The organism is Paenibacillus sp. JQZ6Y-1 (genome assembly GCF_040719145.1).
Taxonomy (GTDB): Bacteria; Bacillota; Bacilli; order Paenibacillales; family Paenibacillaceae; genus Saccharibacillus; species Saccharibacillus kandeliae.
The window spans coordinates 1,255,401-1,276,295 of the sequence record NZ_JBFDUZ010000001.1 but is presented as its reverse complement, the minus strand read 5'-3'; the positions used below and the strand labels follow the sequence as shown (position 1 = coordinate 1,276,295).

The 20,895-nt window shown below is 46.7% G+C and carries 18 protein-coding genes; 1 reads left to right on the top strand and 17 read right to left on the bottom strand.

Going from position 1 to position 20,895, the window contains the following annotated elements:
* Positions 1–86: 86 nt before the first annotated feature.
* Positions 87–1,148 (bottom strand): CobW family GTP-binding protein, encoded by a 1,062-nt coding sequence (locus ABXR35_RS05655; protein WP_367056646.1) that lies wholly within the window; start codon positions 1,146–1,148, stop codon positions 87–89.
* Between the two features lie 294 nt (positions 1,149–1,442).
* On the opposite strand from ABXR35_RS05655, the gene ABXR35_RS05650 reads away from it, so the two are divergent.
* Entirely contained in the window at positions 1,443–1,955 is a 513-nt protein-coding gene (locus tag ABXR35_RS05650) for a MogA/MoaB family molybdenum cofactor biosynthesis protein (RefSeq protein WP_436669322.1), read from the top strand.
* A 227-nt stretch (positions 1,956–2,182) separates the two neighbouring features.
* Here ABXR35_RS05650 and ABXR35_RS05645 read toward each other — a convergent pair whose 3' ends face one another.
* From ABXR35_RS05645 to ABXR35_RS05570, 16 genes are all read right to left on the bottom strand, one after another.
* Positions 2,183–3,181, bottom strand: a complete 999-nt coding sequence (locus ABXR35_RS05645; RefSeq protein ID WP_367056640.1) for an acrylyl-CoA reductase family protein — start codon at positions 3,179–3,181, stop codon at positions 2,183–2,185.
* Between the two features lie 112 nt (positions 3,182–3,293).
* Positions 3,294–4,781: an anion permease gene (locus tag ABXR35_RS05640; RefSeq protein ID WP_367056637.1), complete on the bottom strand. Its 1,488-nt coding sequence runs from the start codon at positions 4,779–4,781 to the stop codon at positions 3,294–3,296.
* A 260-nt stretch (positions 4,782–5,041) separates the two neighbouring features.
* Entirely contained in the window at positions 5,042–6,796 is a 1,755-nt protein-coding gene (locus tag ABXR35_RS05635) for an NAD-dependent malic enzyme (protein WP_367061202.1), read from the bottom strand.
* A 398-nt stretch (positions 6,797–7,194) separates the two neighbouring features.
* Positions 7,195–8,649 (bottom strand): nicotinate phosphoribosyltransferase, encoded by a 1,455-nt coding sequence (locus tag ABXR35_RS05630; protein ID WP_367056634.1) that lies wholly within the window; start codon positions 8,647–8,649, stop codon positions 7,195–7,197.
* A gap of 94 nt (positions 8,650–8,743) precedes the next feature.
* Entirely contained in the window at positions 8,744–9,283 is a 540-nt protein-coding gene (locus tag ABXR35_RS05625) for a cysteine hydrolase family protein (RefSeq protein WP_367056631.1), read from the bottom strand.
* Positions 9,284–9,295: 12 nt separating this feature from the next.
* The gene (locus tag ABXR35_RS05620; RefSeq protein ID WP_367056628.1) at positions 9,296–10,069 is read right to left on the bottom strand and encodes an NUDIX domain-containing protein; all 774 of its coding nucleotides are present in this window, start codon (positions 10,067–10,069) and stop codon (positions 9,296–9,298) included.
* A gap of 72 nt (positions 10,070–10,141) precedes the next feature.
* A complete protein-coding gene (locus ABXR35_RS05615) occupies positions 10,142–10,543 on the bottom strand; it encodes a PaaI family thioesterase (RefSeq protein WP_367056625.1) in 402 nt (133 codons plus the stop codon).
* Between the two features lie 140 nt (positions 10,544–10,683).
* Positions 10,684–11,718, bottom strand: coding sequence for a GNAT family N-acetyltransferase (locus ABXR35_RS05610; protein ID WP_367056622.1), 1,035 nt, complete (start codon positions 11,716–11,718; stop codon positions 10,684–10,686).
* A gap of 341 nt (positions 11,719–12,059) precedes the next feature.
* Positions 12,060–12,521, bottom strand: a complete 462-nt coding sequence (locus ABXR35_RS05605; RefSeq protein WP_367056619.1) for a YlbF/YmcA family competence regulator — start codon at positions 12,519–12,521, stop codon at positions 12,060–12,062.
* Between the two features lie 52 nt (positions 12,522–12,573).
* The gene (gene miaB, locus ABXR35_RS05600; protein WP_367056616.1) at positions 12,574–14,124 is read right to left on the bottom strand and encodes a tRNA (N6-isopentenyl adenosine(37)-C2)-methylthiotransferase MiaB; all 1,551 of its coding nucleotides are present in this window, start codon (positions 14,122–14,124) and stop codon (positions 12,574–12,576) included.
* 307 nt (positions 14,125–14,431) lie between these two features.
* Positions 14,432–15,139 carry a L,D-transpeptidase family protein gene (locus ABXR35_RS05595; protein ID WP_367056613.1) on the bottom strand — a complete coding sequence of 236 codons (708 nt, stop codon included), beginning with the start codon at positions 15,137–15,139 and terminating at the stop codon, positions 14,432–14,434.
* A 376-nt stretch (positions 15,140–15,515) separates the two neighbouring features.
* Positions 15,516–16,088 (bottom strand): phosphate propanoyltransferase, encoded by a 573-nt coding sequence (gene pduL, locus ABXR35_RS05590; protein ID WP_367056610.1) that lies wholly within the window; start codon positions 16,086–16,088, stop codon positions 15,516–15,518.
* Positions 16,089–16,377: 289 nt separating this feature from the next.
* Complete coding sequence (locus ABXR35_RS05585; RefSeq protein WP_017813748.1) at positions 16,378–16,638, bottom strand: stage V sporulation protein S; 261 nt, start codon at positions 16,636–16,638, stop codon at positions 16,378–16,380.
* 309 nt (positions 16,639–16,947) lie between these two features.
* Positions 16,948–17,742, bottom strand: coding sequence for a TIGR00282 family metallophosphoesterase (locus ABXR35_RS05580; protein WP_367061199.1), 795 nt, complete (start codon positions 17,740–17,742; stop codon positions 16,948–16,950).
* Between the two features lie 66 nt (positions 17,743–17,808).
* On the bottom strand, positions 17,809–19,350 hold the full coding sequence (rny, locus tag ABXR35_RS05575) for a ribonuclease Y (RefSeq protein WP_367056606.1): 1,542 nt from the start codon (positions 19,348–19,350) through the stop codon (positions 17,809–17,811).
* 634 nt (positions 19,351–19,984) lie between these two features.
* The gene (locus tag ABXR35_RS05570; protein WP_367056603.1) at positions 19,985–20,776 is read right to left on the bottom strand and encodes a regulatory protein RecX; all 792 of its coding nucleotides are present in this window, start codon (positions 20,774–20,776) and stop codon (positions 19,985–19,987) included.
* Positions 20,777–20,895 lie beyond the last annotated feature (119 nt).

The window sequence follows — 20,895 nt, the reverse complement described above, 5'->3', positions numbered from 1 at the left end:
CAGCTTATCCTGGGCACCTGGTTCAGGCACCGGGTTGTTATTGAACTATTAACCGCCTGTCCCTTATATTGAAACTTTGTAACTAGTTAAGCTTCATGTTCCTGTCGCTCCAATGTCAGCAATAATTCCTGAATATGGCGTTTATCGAAATGTTCTCCAATAAATACCGCCACATCCGGTACCGGCTTTTGTGGAGTGATCTTCATAAAGTCGCTTTGCCGGTACGCGTATTGGAAAAGAAAGCGGCTATTCGTATCATTGAATGTCAGAATTCCTTTGGCACGGTAAACCTCAGTCGGTAGATTGGCAATAAGCGCTTCAAAGGCTTCACTGTTAATCGGCTGTTCAAAGTAATGCGTGTACACCATTACATGCTCATGCGAATGATGCGGCGCATGGGTATGCGTGTGATGATCCTCATGGTGCTGATGATCATGCTTGCGATGCAATTGTTCATTCTGATCGTGGTGAGCGCTATGAACTTGCTCCTCAGCGATCGACGCATTTCCCTCTGCTGCGGTTACATGATGTTCCCCAGCCAGTGCATGACCCGCTTGCTCATACAAATAGCGATCCAGCTCGCAGCGCACGGTCACATACATCGGCGCGTATGGATTCCAGCCACGCGCGATTTGCTCTACCTTCTCTAGACGTTCTGACTCTAACAAATCACTTTTGTTGACAATGAGTACAGAAGCGGCACGGATCTGCTCCTGCATCAGTCGATACGTCTTGCCCTGCTGCTGTTCATACAATTCCCACAGGTGAGCAGCATCAACAACAGTGATCAGATTACGCAGCTCCATCCGGTGGTACAGCGAGATTTCTGTCACTGCATCTAGAATTTCAACCGGATTGGCAACGCCGGATGCTTCAATCACAATCACATCCGGTTCGCCGGTTTGGATCAGATTGTATAGCTCCATGCCCAAATCTGCACGATTCGAGCAGCAGATACAGCCGCTTAACAGCTCTGCCATCGCTACATCCTCGCCCAGCATCATGCCATCCAGATTCACATCGCCAATCTCGTTCATAACGACCGCAGGCGTCTTGCCTTCAGCCTTCCAATTTTCCAGCATCTGTTGCAGTAATGTCGTCTTGCCACTGCCTAGAAAGCCGGACAAAATATAAATCGGTACCGTCATCTCTCATCTCTCCGTTCTGTCCGCCATCATGAAGATAGCGCGTATAATCATCTCTCTATTATAAATCATTCGGTCGTCAAATCCTATATGTACACTTGCTTATGTACGTAGCATAAGCAACATCATAGTTATCCAGCTCTTCACTTAATGCAGTATGAAGATCGAAGGGATCGTGAGCCTATGCGTTTTTTTGCGATCAACTGGGATTGTGTTAAGATGGAATCGTTCATATTGAAATCATCTCAAATTATTCATGTCAGGCACTCAAGCCTGTGAATGCAAGGAGTGAATTGTATGCGTTCTGTAGATGAACATCGGGCAGAAGCACCAGATACTGTGAAATGTATGGTGCTTACCGTCTCTGATACCCGCACCACCGAAACCGATACCGGCGGGCAGCTGATTCAATCATTGCTGCGTCAGCACGGTCATGAAGTAGTGTATTATCAAATTGTTCGTGATGATTACAATCAGATTCGAGAGCTACTGCATGATTATGCCGAACGTACGGAAGTGGATGCGATTTTGCTGACTGGCGGCACAGGTATTGCACCTCGCGATGTAACGTATGAAGCGGTACAAAGTCTGTTAAATAAGGAATTGCCCGGCTTTGGTGAGATTTTCCGCTATTTGAGCTTTACCGAGGATATCGGTTCGGCGGCAATCCTGAGTCGTGCCATTGCAGGTACGATGGGCGCGACTGCCATTTTCTCAATGCCGGGTTCGCGTGGCGCTGTGAAGCTAGCGATGGAACGGATTATTTTGCCGGAGATCGGTCATGTCATTCGGGAAATCCGTAAAAAGTAACGCAAAAAAACGTATGCCTTCTTTCTCAGGCATACGTTTTTTTCTTAAGAATACGTTTTTGATGATACGCTTTTGCAACTACTGTTTTGAGATTCCTTTTTAGGATTCATGTATGAGATTAGCCACTTTTCTTTTGACTGGAAGCTACACAGAAGATAGGGCAAGCCCTAGTTGCAGACACGCTTTCCATGTACAAAATAAATTGCGCTATTACCAGACGCAAACTATTACGGTGCAATAACGATCAATTGGCGTCCAACTGCGCGTCCAGCAAGTATCGTTTCCAATGCCTGCGGAATCTGCTCCAGACTGTATTCCGTCACACCCATCGACAGCGCGGTTTCCGGCTTCCAATCACTGCCTAGATGCTGCCAGATGCGTTGGCGCAATTCAGATGGACAGGCTACTGAGTCAATCCCGATCAGCTGTACCCCTCGTAAAATAAATGGAAATACACTACTCTCGAACTTCGCGCCTGCCGTATTGCCAGAAACAGCTACCGCCCCGCGATATTTGACCGTCTTCAAGCGTTCGCCTAGCGCAGCACCACCAGTTGCATCCACAATACCAGCCCATTGCGATTTGCCCAGTGCACCCTTGATTGGCTGCTCGCTATCGGCACGAGCGATCACTTCGCGTGCACCCAGATCTTGGAGCCATTGCGCTTGCTCTGGCTTGCCCGACGACGCATACACCTCATAACCGAGACGGCTCAGAATAGAGATTGCCATCGTGCCTACTCCGCCCGTTGCACCCGTAACGAGAATCGGTCCATCCTGCGGCTGAATACCAGCATGAATCAATGCCTCCACCGACATGCCTGCGGTAAAGCCCGCTGTTCCGATCATCATGACTTCTTTTAAGGACAAGCCTTCTGGTAAACGAACCAGCCACTCGCCTGGCACGCGTGCATATTCACTATATCCACCATAATGACTGACACCCAGCTTATAGCCCGTACATAAGACCAGATCGCCGGGTTGAAAATGCTCGTCCTCCGACTCCACCACTTCGCCGGACAAATCAATACCGGGGATAAATGGATAGTCATTCACCACTTTGCCATTCGCCGTACTTGCCAATCCGTCTTTATAATTGACATCCGAATAATGAACTTTGATTGTTACATTACCCGGTGGTAGTTGATCTACGGTTAACTCGCGAATCCTTCCTTGTACGTCTTCACCGTTCTGTTCCAGCATATAAGCTCTAAATGTTTGTTCCATCAAGTATCATCCTCTCTTTCATCATGCTGTATGTGCAGCGTACTGTATGTGCACAGTACGCTGCCATAACTTTATTCACAGACAGACGTATAGCTGCGGATGCCGTCTGTTTTCACCACAATCCTAGCAGCTTCCACCATAATCCCCCTACAACGAACCAGATGACAATATGAAGGATCGAGATCATAAAGCCAAGACTCCACCATTTGTTCTGACTCACATAACCGGAGCCGAAAAATACCGGTGCTGCTCCTGCTCCATAATGCGTCGTCGATCCGAACAGATTGCTGAAAAATGCCAAAATGAGCACCGCTAGCATCGGCGGCGTGCCCACCGTTAAGATCACCGCCAGAAAAGCACTATACATGGCACTAATATGTGCAGTGGCACTCGCAAAAAAGTAATGACTATAATAGTATACCAGTGCCAGAATAATCAATGCCAGCGACCATGGCAAAGCGCTGACCGAATGTCCAATCTTGTCACTGAACCAACCGACCATGCCTAGCTCGTTCAAATACCCTGCCATCATGACGAGCGCTGCGAACCAGACGAGCGTATCCCATGCGCCCTGCTCCTTTTTAATATCATCCCATGTGAGTACGCGCGTAATTAACAGCACGGACAAACCGATCAGCGCTGTAGTGGTAGCATCAATATGCAGATGATCGCCAGCAATCCACAGAATAAGTACGAGTACAAACACACACAGCATGCTAATCTCGGCAGGCTTCAAGCGTCCCATCTCTCGCAGCTTCCCTGCTGCCATCTCCGACGCGCCAGACGTTTCTTTAACTTCTGGCGGATAGACTTTATACAGGAATAACGGCAATACGATCAACGTCACCAGCCCCGGTACAATCGCGGCGACCATCCAGCCTGTCCATGTCAAACTAACTCCAGCAACACTACTCGCGAATCCAGCAATCATCGGATTGGCTGCCATAGCGGTCATAAACATCGCCGATGTAACCAGATTCCCCTGAAAGCTCGTAAAGATTAGAAATGAGCCAATTTTGCGCTGCGTTCCATCACTCGGCTTGGAGCCGAACGATTCTGCCAAGGACAAAATAATCGGATAAATGACTCCGCCTGCACGCGCTGTATTACTCGGAATCGCAGGTGACAGGATCAAATCGCTCGCTAGCAGCGAATATGACAAGCCCAACGTTTTGCGACCAAATTTGTTCACGAATAGATAGGCAATACGCGCGCCAAGCCCCGTTTTAATAAATCCGCGCGAAATGAAGAAGGCAATCACGATCAGCCAGATCGTCGAATTGCCAAACCCGTTCAACGTTTGAGAAATGGTCAGCGTATGCGTGAGCGATAATGCCGTCATACCCAGCACCGCAATACCGCCCATCGGCAGCGGCTTCAAAATAAATCCCAAAATCGTACTAACAAAAATGGCAAACAAATGCCATGCTTCTGGCTTCAAGCCTTCTGGTGTTGGAATGAACCAAATGATCAATGCTACCACAACGAGCGCTGCCAGCTTGATCCACCGATTGCGATTGTCATGCGACGGTGAACTTGCAGATGACTCATTGGTATTGGTAGACGTTTTTACCGAAGCTGCTTCTGTATCCTGCTTCATAAGTGTATGCTCCCCATCCTTTCCGTATCTTATTGTTACAGCATCCATCCTATTGCTCCTGCCACTCACTAACCGCACAAATGAACAGCTCGCTCTCGATGTTACACCAAGGCAAACTGCTCATTTGCTAATACCATGTATGCTATTGCGTTATTTGTAGCTTTCTTGGTAGTGCATGGGTATCAAGTGTAGATACACATCTTTGTATTCTCATTCCCCTGTTATTACCCGACTTTCTCCACTATGCAGACAGTTATTGGTTATTCAAATGAAACTTGCTGTTCCGTTTGCTGCTCCTGCTTTACAATCTCCTCAGCTGCGGCGGCACGTACCTTCCGATAAGCGGGCTTCCATGCTGCATCCTGAACCGCCTGCTCTACATCATCTGGCACATATCGAGCTACCTGATCATGAATAGCGGCTTTCGCTACAGCGACTGCTACATCATGCGATACCTGATGCAGCCCTTTGACGTGAGGCAGTAAGGATGCGCCCGGTTTGGATGAATCAACCGCATGAGCAACCGCATTTGCGGCAGCAGTGAACATGCCTTTCGTGAATACGTTCGCTTTGGTGACGATAGCTCCTAATCCCAAACCGGGGAAAATAAATGCGTTGTTCGCCTGCCCAATATCATAAGTCACTCCATTGTATTCTACCGATGGAAATGGACTGCCTGTCGCAATCAATACCTTACCATCTGTCCATTTCAGTAAATCCGATGGCACTGCTTCTGCGAGCGAGGTTGGATTGGACATTGGCATAATGATTGGACGCTCCACATGCTTCGCCATCTCCTTCACAATCTCTTCGCTGAATGCACCCTTCACACCAGAGGTGCCAAGCAAAATCGTTGGCTTCACCTGCCGAATGACTTCCAGCAGACTGATATTACCATCTGTATCGGTATCCCAATCCTTCACTTCATCGCTGTTACGCAGATAAGGCTTTTGAAAATCGAGCACACCTTCCGTTTGATTCGTCAGCAAGCCGCGATAATCATATGCCCAGAAGCGCTGCTCCGCCTCCTGCTCCGACAAGCCTGTTTTGATCATCGCATCGCGAATCTGATCCGCGTTCCCAATGCCTGCGGCACCCGGACCAAACACCAGAATGCGCTGATCTTGTAACGGCGTACCGCTAACCTGAACACCGGAAATGATCGCTGCCAGTGTCACCGCGCCTGTCCCCTGAATATCATCGTTAAAGGTCAGAAATTGATCGCCGTATTGGTTAATAATATGACGAGCATTGACATTGCCAAAGTCTTCCCAGTGCAGCAAAGCATCTGGAAAGAGCTTGCGTGCTACGTCCACATAACGATCAATCAGCTTCTCATACCGCTCCCCGCGAATCCGTTCATGCCGATTACCGATATAGAGCGGGTCTTCCAGCAACTTTTTGTTGTTCGTTCCCGCATCCAGCACAACGGGCAGCACGCGTCCGGGGTTAATGCCAGCCGCCGCGGTATATACAGCCAGCTTTCCAATCGCGATATTAATACCACCCACACCCCAGTCACCTATCCCGAGAATGCTTTCCGCATCCGTTGCAACGATCAGATCAATCTCACCCGGCTGTACGCCACTGTTATGAAAAGCTTCTTCAATACCATCCAGATTATCAATCGACAGATAGACACCACCCGGTGTGTGATAATGCTGGCTGTACTCCTGAATCGCTTGGCCCACCGTCGGTGTGTACACAATCGGCAGCAATTCGCTGAGATGCTCACTTAACAGCCGATAATATAACACCGCATTGCGGTTGGACAGGTCATTCAGCATAATATTTTTGCGCAGATCACTCGGTTCATTTTTGATCTGTTCATATACTCGATTCATTTGTTGCTCCAATGTCAGGATCGTCGGTGGCAAAATCCCGTTCAAATGCAGCTCATCTCGTTCCTCTTCTGTAAAAGCGACGCCTTTGTTCAAAATCGCATTAGCCAGTACATCTTTACCACGTAGTGCTGTTCGCAGTGATCCATCTTGATCCAAATAAAAAGCTTTCATCATTAACAGCCTTCTTTCGCGCATTTTTGATGGTAGTGCTTATAGCTCTGTGTCCTGCATGTATCGTAATTCGTATTACACTTATTTGTAAACGCCTTGAACTGTTTGAAACCTATCATTCTTATACATATCATTGATAGAAACTATGATTATTGCAAGTTTTCATTACTATTTTGAATCTCATTCTTCCTGTGCAACGATTGATGTCCCCCCTATATGTAGCAAAAAAGCCCTGTATGACTGCATATTCACCATCATTCGGTGTATGCTGCCAAACAGAGCTTCTATTGCAAAAGCGCACATTCATCATTGTTCTCATATATCACTTTAAATATTTACAAAAATCATCCGATACCGATTGATCTCTTATTCCTAGGTTCAGGTCGATCTGCCATCTCCTATAATTCTTCTGGCGGCAGGTGCTCGGCGATCAATCGTTGCTTCATATCCCATGCCTTCGGACTGATATTCACACGATAAATTTCTGGATTCAGCTTGCGCAAATATTCCGGCCAGAATTGATCCAGCTGGCTTACATGATACGTACGAATGTCTTGCAGCGAAGGCAATTCATACACCTGTTTGCCTTCCACGAAGATCGGCTGTAGCAGCGCTACCGCTTCATAATCCGATACATATTTACGGATATACGGATGCAGTGGATTGAACAGCTTGAGTCGTTTGCCTTCGCGCGGCTCGGATTCATTCGGGAAACAGATATAGTCAGCAATCGCTTTGCCGCTACCTGTACTGATAATCCGGTATACGTCCTTGCTACCCGGTGTCGTCACTTTTTCTGGGTTAGCCGAGATTTTGATTACAGGCTGCATTTCCCCGTCGATCTCACACTCTACCAGTTTGTATACGCCACCTAGCGATGGTTGATCCGAAGCGGTAATGAGCTGTGTTCCTACGCCCCATGTATCAATGCGCGCACCTTGAGATTTCAGATCCAGAATCGTATTTTCATCCAGATCATTCGATGCGACGATCTTCACATACGGCAGACCAGCATCATCCAGCATTTTGCGCGCTTGAATCGATAGATAGGACAAGTCACCGCTATCCAGACGAATCGCGCTCATCTTCTTACCGCGAGCTTCTAATTCTTTGGCAGTTTTGATCGCGTGTGGTACACCGCTGCCTAACGTATCAAACGTATCGACCAGTAAGGTTACACCATCTGGCAGTGCTGCCGCATATCGGTCAAATGCTTCCTGTTCATTGCCAAAGCTCTGTACCCACGCATGTGCGTGTGTCCCTTTAGCGGGAATACCGAATTTGGCACCTGCAAGCACGTTGGATGTACCGTGGAAACCAGCGATATAAGCAGCACGAGCGCCCCAAATGGCTGCATCCGCTTCCTGCGCACGACGCGTACCGAATTCCAGCAAAATATCGTCGCCAGCCACCTGCTTGATACGAGACGCCTTCGTCGCAATCAATGTCTGATAGTTCATAAAGTTCAGCAGTGCCGTTTCTACCAGCTGCGCTTCCATGATCGTTCCTTCTACACGCAGCAGCGGCTCATCCGCAAACACGACCGCGCCTTCCTGCATCGCATACAGATTACCGTGAAAACGGAACTGTCTTAATTCATCCAGAAAACGAGCATCATACTGCTCCTCTTGCTCCGCCAGAAACGCAATCTCGTCCTCATGAAAGGTCAGATTGTTGATATAATTCACAATCCGCTCCAACCCAGCAAATACGGCATATCCATTACCGAACGGCAATTTGCGGAAATACGCTTCAAAGACGGCACGTCGATTGTGTGTACCATTTACCCAGTGAGCGTACATCATATTGATCTGATATTTGTCTGTATGTAACGCTAGTCCATACTGTCTCATCGTGACTTCACCTCTTTAATGATAATACCGCTGCAGCCGAAATTGTGAACGCAGTCACATTTCCGGCTACAGGATGCTGCAAACAATGCAATGATTATCCTTTAACCACATTTGCGCCAAGTGTACCTTTAAAATGCTGTAACGCCCATTCATGCCCTGCCGGATTGAAGCTAGCAACCGCATCTTCATGCACCGTTGTAGTGAATCCTTTATTGTACGCATCCACAGCGGTATGCAGAACACAGATATCCGTACAGACTCCGATCAGATGTAACTCAGTAATGCCACGCGCACGCAGCTGCATCTCCAAATCCGTACCGGCAAAGGCGCTATAACGCGTCTTATCCATCCAGTAGATCTGCTGTTGATGCTGCTCATACACCTGCTTCAGTCTGCCATACAGCTCTCGTCCTACGGTGCCACGAATATTATGCGGCGGGAACAATGAGGCTTCGGGATGAAGGGAATCTTGCTCATCATGCAGATCAACTGCCATCACTACCCAATCGCCCTGCTCCACAAATTGATTCGTCACATCCACAATCCGATTCTCAATCTCGATCCCCGGCTGTCCTACCGGCAGCTTACCATCCACAAAATCATTCGTATAATCAATCACGATCAGTGCTTTCATTATACATCCCCCTTACGAATAAATGGATAAACGCGGGATCAGACCAGTGAACCGATACAGCTGTGCTGGTCGTTGAGAATATTGGTTAGAGCTGAGCGGATTGCCTTCGTCGTCACGCACTTCCTCGATAATACCTTTGCGGCTGCGAGTCGACGTGATTTTACGAATAAAATTCGGCTCTTCAAAATCCGGCACAACTGCCTTGATCACCTGATATAGCTCACTAAGTGTAAATTCCGGCGGTAGAAACTTTTTGGCAATTACCGTACTGAGCATTTGCTCCTGAATCCGCATATAGGCATCGCGAATAATATCATGATGGTCAAATCCAAGCTCCAGCTTGTCTAACGCTTCCTCAATCGTAAATAAACCGACTTCCTCTGCGTCATCAGCAGCACGACGCTTTTCCAGCACCTCTTCTTCCACCAATGCGAAAAAAGCATGCGAGATAATCCAGCCGCGCGGATCGCGTCCGGGCTTGCTGTACACGCCGAGATATTCCAAATGTCGTGCATCGACGCCTGTTTCTTCCTTTAGCTCACGCTGAGCGGCTTCAAATAGCGACTCGTTATCGCGTGAAAATCCGCCCGGCAATGCCCATTTACCAGCAAAGGGCCACGAACGGCGGCGAATCAACATGACCTTTAATTCGCGTAAAGGCAAGGTTTTGGTGAACGTTTTGCGCTCCTTTTTGGTCAGGGTAAACATGACGATATCGGCGGGCGCACCATCCGGTGTACGGTACTTTTTAACATCATACGTATGCTGTTTGTTGTTGTCCGTCATTTTTTATCACCACTGTTCATTTTATCTTTTTGATAATATCATTATGAACTATTAATAAAGTAAGGTCAATCTTTATTTGCTGCGAGTAGCGATAAAGGTAGCGGTAGCAATGGCTCCGGTTGCTCCTTCGCTGTTCGTAATCTCCGCCTGCAGCGTCATTGTGCGACCTGCCTGATGAATAACGCGTGCACTAGCAAACAGCTCACCCTCGCTCATGGATTGTACAAAATGTGTATTCATATTGGTCGTTACACACGGCTGACCACCTTGCACCGCCATCGCCATCATCCCCATCGCTTGATCCATCATAGACATCATTACCCCACCATGGACAATGTGCATATGATTGAGATGGCTTGCTGTAGCAGTCAGTCCGATTTTGATATATTCGTGGTGACTTTCCACTAGGCGGCAGCCCAGCAATCCCCAGTACATTTGCTCACTTGCTTGTAATACGTCATCCCATTCTGTCATCGGGCGTTCCTCCGTTTTCTTTGTTGAGTATGATTTCATTATGATTGTTGGTTCCGTTACGCCCATAGTTGCGCCAGACATCCAGCAGATATCTTCATGTCATTTCTACATCCCTCACAGCTTGTAAACCAACTTGCCAACTACAACAACAAACTCATCTGGATCAAGTCCACATATTGATGGTTTACCAGTAGCGCGTCCTTCTGAATCCCCTCAATGCGAAAGCCTAGCGAGCGATACAGATGCAAGCCCCGCAGATTCACCGATTGCACAGTCAGCTCGATCCGGTGTACACCGCGATCCTCTGCCCAGTGCAGCATCGTATGAAAAAGACGACGACCGACGCCACGGTTGGCATATTCCTGCAATACGCCGACCACGATATAGATGGTGTGTCGATTCCGCACTACCTTGCCGCCCATCGCTTCCAGATAGCCAATGATCTGTCCTTCGTATTCTGCCAGAAAGATATTGGAGTTCGCACTACGTAATGCATAACGGATCATATCCCGCTGCTCCGGCTCCGTCATCGTTCGCTCGCCCGGCTCTAGCAGCATGTATGTCGTTTGCGCATCCAGCTTCTTTTTCATTCGAATCAATGGACCAGAATCGCGTACCTGAGCAATCCGAATATAGACGCCTGCCTGAAATCCCGGTAGTAAGGATGGTCGCGTGCTCCGACTGGAAGGAGATGCCAGACGACGATTCAATAAAATACGGTCACGGCACTCAATGCCATTCTCTACAATGCGCTCGCCATACTGCCGAACAAAATAATCGGTGTCCACACCTGTAATACGGAACCCAAGCTTCTGATAAAAGGCAAGCGGACCGATGCTGGAATTCCCAGTACAAACGGTAATTTCATTGCCGCCTGCTTCCTCAAGCGCTTCCAGAACATGCTTGAGTAAACGGCTGCCGATTCCCTGACCCTCGTAATCCGGCAGCACGGCTATATTCATAAGCTCCCATTCTCCACCACCGCGTTGTAATGCACCACAAGCGCCCACCGTCAGCCCCTCATATTCCGCCAGCCACCAGCGACAATACTTCATATAACGTCCAATGGCGATCTCATCTGGATCAGCTAGCAGGAGCAGCGATATGGGCAATTCTTCTCCCTGCTGATGTTCCCGTATCGACACCGGTGCACGGTCATAAGACGAAGATTCCATACGGTCCACTTCTTTCTGTCTTGTTTGTCCGCATGCTGCGGCAGAATATTCATTATGTGTTTTATTATATAACATGCAGTCGGCAAAGGCGATGCAGCCCCTATCAAGCAAACTGTTCTCAAAACCATTCAGCAGTATAAGATCAAGGTCATTTTCGATGATCGTAGTCAACAATTTCTCATTACAAGCCCACATATGTCGCAAAAAAGACGCGGATGATATATCCGCGTCCTTGCTTATCACTGGTCTGTGTACCACAGGAGAATGCTAAACAGGTTTAATGCTTCCTATGGTTGTACCAACCTATTCTGCGCTACTATCTTATGCAGTCACAGAATGGTTTAATCTCCGCAGGACGGTGGCGGTGAATCCTTACCGCTTTCTACATGGATCTTTTCCGATACCGTGTTATAGATGGCGGACATGACCATTTGCAGCAGATCATTAATCTCTACCTGCGATTGCTGGTAATCCGAGATCAGCGGAATATCGTCCATCTCCTGCTGCAATGCTTCCATTTCCGCTTCAATGCTAGCAACCATTTTCTGATTACGCATCGATTCAAAAGCAACAACTTCCTTTTGCTTTTTCTTAATTTGCGAAATCAGACTTTGCACTCGTTCATGCGATTGAATCATCTGCTCCGCCTTTTGAAAATGCACCACTTCTTCACTTTCAGAAATAAGCGATGCTAGCTGATTCGTCTTCGCCATAATATCTTCGCGAATATGCAATCCGCTTGTATCCAGATCAGGAATGGCATGTACCGGTCCCTGCTGATGTTCGTTATGCTCCTGCTGCATGGGCAGTATCTCCCTTCAAGAAAGACGGCTATATCAGCAGAACGCTCTGCAATCAGCTTATGGCTGCAGGTTCTGCCACCAGCTCGCCTTTGATGTAAAATGTTTTGTAATCGGTAATCTGTACATGTACAAATTCACCGATCAAATGGTCAGCACCTTCAAAGTGAACCAGCTTGTTCGAACGTGTACGTCCTGCAAGCACATGCTCATTGTTTTTACTCGCGCCTTCCACCAGTACTTCCACCACCTGACCGAGAAACTTCTCGCTACCGATGCGGCTGTACTGCTTTATTGTATCATTTAAACGCTGCAAGCGCTGCTTTTTCACTTCCATCGGCACATTATCCTCCATGGATGCGGCAGGCGTGCCTTCACGCGGGGAATAAATAAACGTATACGCAGAGTCAAAGCCTACCTCGCGAACCAGCGACAGCGTTTCTTCAAACTGCTCGTCTGTTTCGCCGGGGAAACCAACAATAATATCGGTTGTCAGCACGGCATTTGGAATAGAAGCATAGATTTTATCCACCAGTTCCAGATAATGCTCGCGGCTATATTTCCGGCTCATCTTTTTCAGCACTTCACTACTACCGGATTGAACAGGCAGATGGATATGCTCCACCAGATTGCCGCCCTGCGCCAGCACTTCAACCAGACGATCATCAAAATCGCGCGGATGCGAGGTGGTAAAGCGGACACGTGGAATATCGATTTTGGAAATATCGTCCATCAAATCACCAAATGTATAATTCATGCCTTCCAGATCTTTGCCATACGCATTCACGTTCTGTCCTAGCAATGTAATCTCTTTGAAGCCCTGACGTGCCAGCTCGCGCACTTCCGCAATGACATCCTGTGGCAAACGACTGCGCTCTTTCCCGCGCGTATATGGCACGATGCAATACGTACAGAATTTATCGCAGCCATACATAATATTTACCCAGCCGCGCATACCCTGACGTTTTTTCGGCAGATTCTCAACGATGTCGCCTTCCTTGGACCAAACCTCGACGACCATCTCCTTGCTGAATAATGCACCTTGTACCAGCTGCGGCAGACGGTGGATATTGTGCGTGCCAAAGATCATATCAACAAAATTATGCCGCTGCATGATTCGATTGACCACGCCTTCCTCCTGCGCCATACAGCCACAAACACCAAGCAATAAGCCCGGACGCTCCAGCTTCAGCGTTTTCAGATGACCCAGCTCACCAAATACACGATCTTCCGCATTTTCACGAATGGCGCATGTATTGAGTAAAATAATATCGGCTTCGTCGCGACTTTCGGTTGCCTGATAGCCCATTTGCTCTAGCATACCCTTAATCGTTTCGGAATCATGCTCATTCATCTGGCAGCCAAATGTATAGACAAGATAATGCTTGCCAATGCCAATATGACGCAGCTCCTCAGGAACCGCATTTTCGTACATAACCTGTACGTCCTGCTTGCCGCGCTTCTTTTCTTCGCGCTGATTCGGCTCGGAAACAATATGAATATCGCGTCCGCGGATACGGATTTTTTTGCCATTTTCGTCTTCCGAGATCACCTTCGCATCGGAAAAGTCAAAGTACTTGGAATAATCTTTTGTTTGTTTTGACATGCTATGCTGTCACTCCCCCACCATAAACATTTCCAGAATGTATCGTTTGCAGCGCTGCTTCAGAGTGTTATGTACGTCTGTTTCACTCTGTAATTTACCTGCGGACCTTGCTGGTAAATACGCTGCACCTCGATCATCATTAGATATGTGAATTGTATTGTTATCAACATCAACAACCAAATGAACAAAAAAGCATCACCTGTAATTATAGCATGGCACTATCTATATAAAAAGCAAGGAATCTCCAACTGCTGTCCCTATGCCTTCCATTCCTATACATCATATATTCGCTTATCTCGGTCTATATTTAATATATCTGCGAGCCTACACCGATCCGAATCTTCGGATTCAACTCTGGATCAATGATTTTCATCACGCGTAGCAAATTGTCCTGAGACATCGCAATACAGCCTTCCGTCGGTTTATTCGATGCACGCCAGATGTGCATAAAAATCGCACTGCCTTTTCCAGAAACAACTGGATCAATATTGTAATTGATCACCATCGCATACTGGTATAACGGATTATTCAATCGTTCAAATGAAGACCAGCGTTCTTTCGGATTGCCTTCATATGCAACCCAGCTGTTATAGTCCGGTGAACCCGGCGTATCGATCCAATAATCGTCCTCTCCCGCTGTTCGATAATCGGTTTTGAGTCCTATCGGTGCTTGATTACTACTGCCAAATGCAGTACCAAGTGTATACGTACCCAGCGGCGTTTTACCATCGCCCTCTTTGGTTTTACCAAGCCCTTTGTTGCCCAATACGACGGAGATGGGACCAAGCTGACGCTTCCAGCCACTCTCTTGCTTTTCGTATACATATAGTCTGCCAGTGATGGAGCTTTGCCGATCAGCGATTACGAGAATGATTTGCTCACTGCTCAGCTGATCCAGCTTTTTGAACAATTTCGGCTCATTCAGCGCAGACCCAGCATCCGCCTGATCATATACGGGTAGGTAGCTCATCAACAGAAACAGCAGCAATGTCAAACTGATACGATAATTCATCATTTTCCCTCCTGCAAATGAAATGAATCGTTGTGATGGGTAACGAATGTTCATGAATTACGTTATATGGATTACGTTGTATAAATTACGCTGTATAGACTCTAATGGATATGTCTTATAGTAGCAGAATATTACTTTGGAATCAGCAAAGTTATTCATGTATTTTGGTGCAGTTTCAGCATCATAACTAGCAAATACCCTCAACATAACAAAAAGCCGAAACGCTGCATGAATCAGCAACAGGACAGAACTCACATTCTCCCTGTTGCGAATCACACCGCATTTCGGCTTTGGCTTGTGCTATTTCATTATCATCAAGCAAGCGTCACAGATCCATACGTAGCGATCCTGAGCTTGCAAATGATAGTTTCTATACTGCTTAGTCGATGATTTCAGCAGTGTCGCCAGTGCGTGCACCAGCAGCATTTGCCTCATCTGTATCAATGTGCATATCCAGTGCAAACGAATCGGATACACGTGCAATTACGTTTTGCAGAACAATGCCACGCTCGCCAGACAGACGAACATTCAGTTTGTCCTGATCTTTGATGCCCCATTTTTCAGCATCAGAAGTATGGAAGTGAATGTGACGTGCAGCCACGATAACGCCTTCCTCGATTTGCACTTCACCAGCTGGTCCTTTGAGCAAGATACCTGGTGTACCTTCTGTATGACCAGATTCACGTACAGGTGCTTTTACACCGATCGCAAACGAATCAGTCATGGAAACTTCCAGTTGAGTTGCAGAACGTGCAGGACCCAGAATACGAACTTTAGGGAAAGAACCTTTGGAACCAACAACCTCTACTGTTTCATTGGCAGCAAATTGACCTGGTTGGGACAGTGGTTTGAATTCAGTCAGTTGATAACCAGCACCGAACAGAATCTCCACATGCTCTTGAGACAGGTGAATATGGCGAGCAGATACGCCTACAGATACGATTTTACTCATTGAATATCACTCCTTAGCTATTCTGTATACGCTTGTAACAAAATACACGTACTTCATGCTCATCAGAAAATAAGACGCATATTATCCATATGGGAATGCTACATTATGCCATCGGCAACAAGCCATTCCCCGTATAGGAACAAGTCCACAAACGCTATTACACATACAATATTATTATACATCTTTTGCTATGAAAATGAAAACCGATTCAGCAAAAAGACCTGCACGCTTTCAGTAAAAAGGCATGCAGGTCACATATTTTACTCATTTCTACCTTTTCAGCGCATCCTTACCGTGGCTCCACGATGAGCTTCATGGCTGTTCTGTCTTCTCCATCAATCACAATATCGGTAAAGGCAGGAATGCAAATCAGGTCAACTCCACTTGGTGCTACAAATCCTCTGGCAATAGCTACAGCTTTGATCGCTTGGTTCAATGCACCCGCTCCGATGGCTTGAAGCTCGGCAGCGCCGCGCTCGCGCAACACCCCTGCCAGGGCGCCTGCAACTGAGTTCGGGTTGGATTTTGCTGACACTTTTAATACTTCCATGTTAAGTACCTCCCCTAGGAATGAATGATGGCTTAGCTTCAAAAATGATCGGAATTGCGTCTAGTTAGTATTCGAGGATTTGTTTTCGTTTCCTTCTTTTTTTGAGCTGAACATTGCGTAATGGACAAATATATTTTCAGACCGCATATTGTCCGAATCATTATATTGTCTATTCTCTTCGCCAGGATGATGGGGCGCCGTTGTTGAACGAAAGATCATCATACAAGAATGCCCTCTACAGCGACGCTAATACCGCTCGCTGCAAGGTGGGATCACAAAGAGTTCTGTTGATCCCAGCATCCATTATAATTAATCCATATGCCATTCGTCTTCGTACATGCGTATTTTTTCGATTTTTTTCGCTTTGCCCGTCTGATCGTCAATGTCTACGAATACCGCATGAAAATGCCATTTGCCCTCACAGACTTGAAAACGTGCAGGAAGCTGGGTTTGGAACTTATACAGTACTGCTTCCTTCTCCATGCCAAGCACACCTTCACGCGAACCGACCATACCTACATCCGTCTGATAAGCCGTACCGCCAGGCAGAATAGTATCGTCATTACTTTGAACGTGAGTATGGGTACCAACGACCATCGACGCACGTCCTTCTAGATGCCAGCCCATCGCGATTTTCTCAGACGTTGCTTCCGCATGAAAATCGACCAGAATCGCGTTGGTTTTGCCTTTCAGCTCATCCATGATCTCGTCCACTTTGCGGAACGGACAGTCAATCGCAGGCAAGAAGGTGCGACCCTGCAAATTGATGATTGCCAGCTGCTTGCCACCATTTTTGATAATGGTGTATCCACGTCCCGGTGTATCAGGAGGGAAATTCGCTGGACGAACCATGCGCTGCTCATCATCAATAAAATCGAAAATTTCTTTATTATCCCATGTATGGTTCCCCATCGTAATCCCGTGAATGCCTTGCTCAAACAGCTCATTGGCAATCTTACGTGTCAAACCTCTGCCAGAAGCCGAATTCTCCGCGTTCGCTATGATGATATCCGGGTTATACTTTGATTTTAACCTTGGAAGGCTTGCTTTAATCGCTCTGCGTCCTGTACTACCAACAATATCTCCAATAAAAATGACTTTAATGATGATTCTCCTCCGTCTTCATATGCAAAAAGTGACCCGTTATCCAGGTCACTTTTCGCAGCTTCTTTATTTTGCGTAATCGACCGCCCGTGTTTCACGGATAACGGTAACTTTGATATGCCCTGGATAATCCAGTTCATTCTCAATCGTTTTCGTGATGTCACGTGCCAGTCGGAAACTGTCTGCATCATCAATCTTATCCGGTTGAACCATAACGCGAATTTCGCGTCCGGCTTGAATCGCATACGATTTTTCGACGCCATCGAACGATTCCGAGATTTCCTCGAGCTTTTCCAGACGACGGATGTACGTTTCCAGCGTCTCGCGTCTCGCTCCTGGTCTAGCAGCAGACAATGCGTCCGCAGCGCCAACCAGCATCGCGATAATCGAAGTCGCCTCGGTATCGCCGTGGTGAGACGCGATACTGTTGATAACGACCGGATGCTCTTTGTATTTCTTCGCCAGTTCGACACCGATCTCTACGTGAGAACCTTCCACTTCGTGGTCAAGCGCTTTACCAATATCGTGCAGCAAACCTGCGCGTTTAGCAAGCGTAATGTCTTGACCCAGTTCAGCGGCCATCAAACCAGTAAGGTAAGCGACCTCCATGGAGTGCTTCAGCACGTTTTGACCATAACTGGTACGGAATTTGAGTCGTCCCAGAATTTTGATCAGGTCTGGATGTAAACCGTGTACACCAACTTCGAATGTGGATTGCTCTCCGTATTCGCGGATACGCTCGTCCACTTCGCGGCGGGATTTGTCCACCATTTCTTCGATACGTGCCGGGTGAATACGTCCGTCAGCCACCAGTTTCTCCAGTGCAGTACGAGCAATTTCACGACGAATCGGATCAAAGCCAGATAGAATAACCGCTTCCGGTGTATCATCGATGATCAGATCGATACCTGTCAATGTTTCCAGTGCCCGGATGTTACGGCCTTCACGACCGATAATCCGGCCTTTCATCTCTTCATTAGGCAAGGTGACAACAGAAACGGTTGTCTCTGCCACGTGATCCGCCGCACAACGCTGAATCGCAAGTGTGATGATTTCACGCGACTTTTTGTCCGCTTCGTTTTTCGCCTGTTGTTCGATATCTTTGATTAATTGTGCAGTCTCATGACGCACTTCCTGCTCAACATTGCTCAGGATAATGCTGCGTGCATCTTCCATGGTCAGATTGGAGATACGCTCCAATTCTGCTACTTGGCTGCTATAGAGCTGTTCGATTTGTTGCTGTGTCTCTTCGATACGTTTCTCTTTGTTAGCCACTTGTTCTTCTTTGCGTTCCAGTGATTCCAGCTTTTTATCCAGCGACTCTTCCTTTTGCAACAATCGTCTTTCCAGCCGTTGATTTTCATTCCGACGTTCACGAATGTCTTTTTCAGCTTCAGCTCTGAATTTGTGGATTTCGTCTTTTGCTTCCAGAACTGTTTCTTTTTTCAGTGCTTCTGCTTCTTTTTTTGCATTTTCCACGATTTGCGCGGCAGCAGTTTCTGCACTGGAAATTTTAGCTTCTGCAAGAGATTTGCGAATAAAATATCCGATCACGAACCCAAAGAATAATGCGGCAACAACGAGAATTATGATCCAGAGATAACCCATTCTGTTCACCTCCTCGCTGATTCCTCCAAGGTATTCCTTGGGAACTACCACCATTGTTGATTGGTAATGCAATGCTTCATCCCTTTACAATCTCTTTCATCGCCCATGCGGGTACATGTGCCAATTCCCTGTTCAAGGGAGATAAACATTTTCATTGTTCAAGCCTTTGTGCAACAGTCTGTCTGCATTGCATCACCGGGTGTCAATAAGCTAAAAATGACGCAAAAATGACAAACTGTACACATCCATTTTATTATTTGCCAAAAGACATTGTCAAGCAATTGGCATTTCTGTCTGTACACTTGCTTTGTAACAACGTATATATGCCGCTGTAAAAGCAAAAACAGTTGATTTCGTTATTATTGTGTTGCTCCGATTTTTACTATCTGCACAAAGATAACAACATTATGAATCCGCCCCAGTGTGCAAAACAGCTTACTTTCTTTAATATTGGACAATAGTTGTCCAGTTCCCTTTTGTTATATCGTGTTCAAAATGCAGATTTTGTTCCAAATCAGACACTTGATGCTAATAGAATAGGAATAGTATATGAGTAAGCTATAAATGAATGACCTATATTGTTGAAAGTACCTCTCATTGCCTTTTGCATGTATTTCCTTTGGTTATAACGGTATTACTCTTCCTCATCTTCATCTTGCTTCTGCTCCACTTGAGCTAACGCACGACGAATCAGATCAGAGGAATATCCACGACGCATTAAATACGCCATCGTTTTACGTTTTTTATCCAGCCACTGACCGGATGTACTATTCCATTTCTTCTGCGCCATAAGGACAGCACTGTTCAATTCTTCATCCTCGTCAATATCACCAAGCGCTTGTTCAATTTGCTCCTGATCTACACCTTTTTGCCGAAGTTCTTGTCTAATCCACACTTTGCCTTTTTTCTGTGTACGCACACGCTGTTTTGCCCATTGCTGAGCAAATAATCCATCGTCGATTAGCTTTTCTTGCTCTAACCGTTCTAGTGTCGCTTCGATTACATGGCTCTCGTATTCTTTTTCTCGCAATTTGCGTGCTACTTCTGTACGTGTTCGTGAACGATAGCTCAGATAATTGACAGAGGACGCATACGCTGCCTGTAGTTCGTTCGCTGCCATAATTTCCTGCAAGGCATCTTTTGTAAATGAATAGCCTTTGAGCATACGATATTTGATCATTACATCTTCATGCACGATTAGGTTCAACTCGCCAAACGTTAACCGATAATGAAACCTTGGCCAGCGTACCGGCTCAACGGAAATGATCTCCAATTCACCATTATCGGGAAAATCGTCCAATCGATCCGCTTTTTGATCGAGTTCTTCTTCTTCTGATTCCCAGTCATTGGGTTGTTCATTCGTTTCAGCTTGCTGTGAACGAGAAGACTTGCGGGATGATTTGCGAAAAGATCTAAAGTTATTCATCGTTGTAGTTCCCTTCTCCAATGCAGATTGACTTGCCTATCTCTTGCATATCAAAAAGCGCCTGAACGTAATATACGTTACAGGCGCTTAACATCACCGGAATGCTGGCACAAACCGGT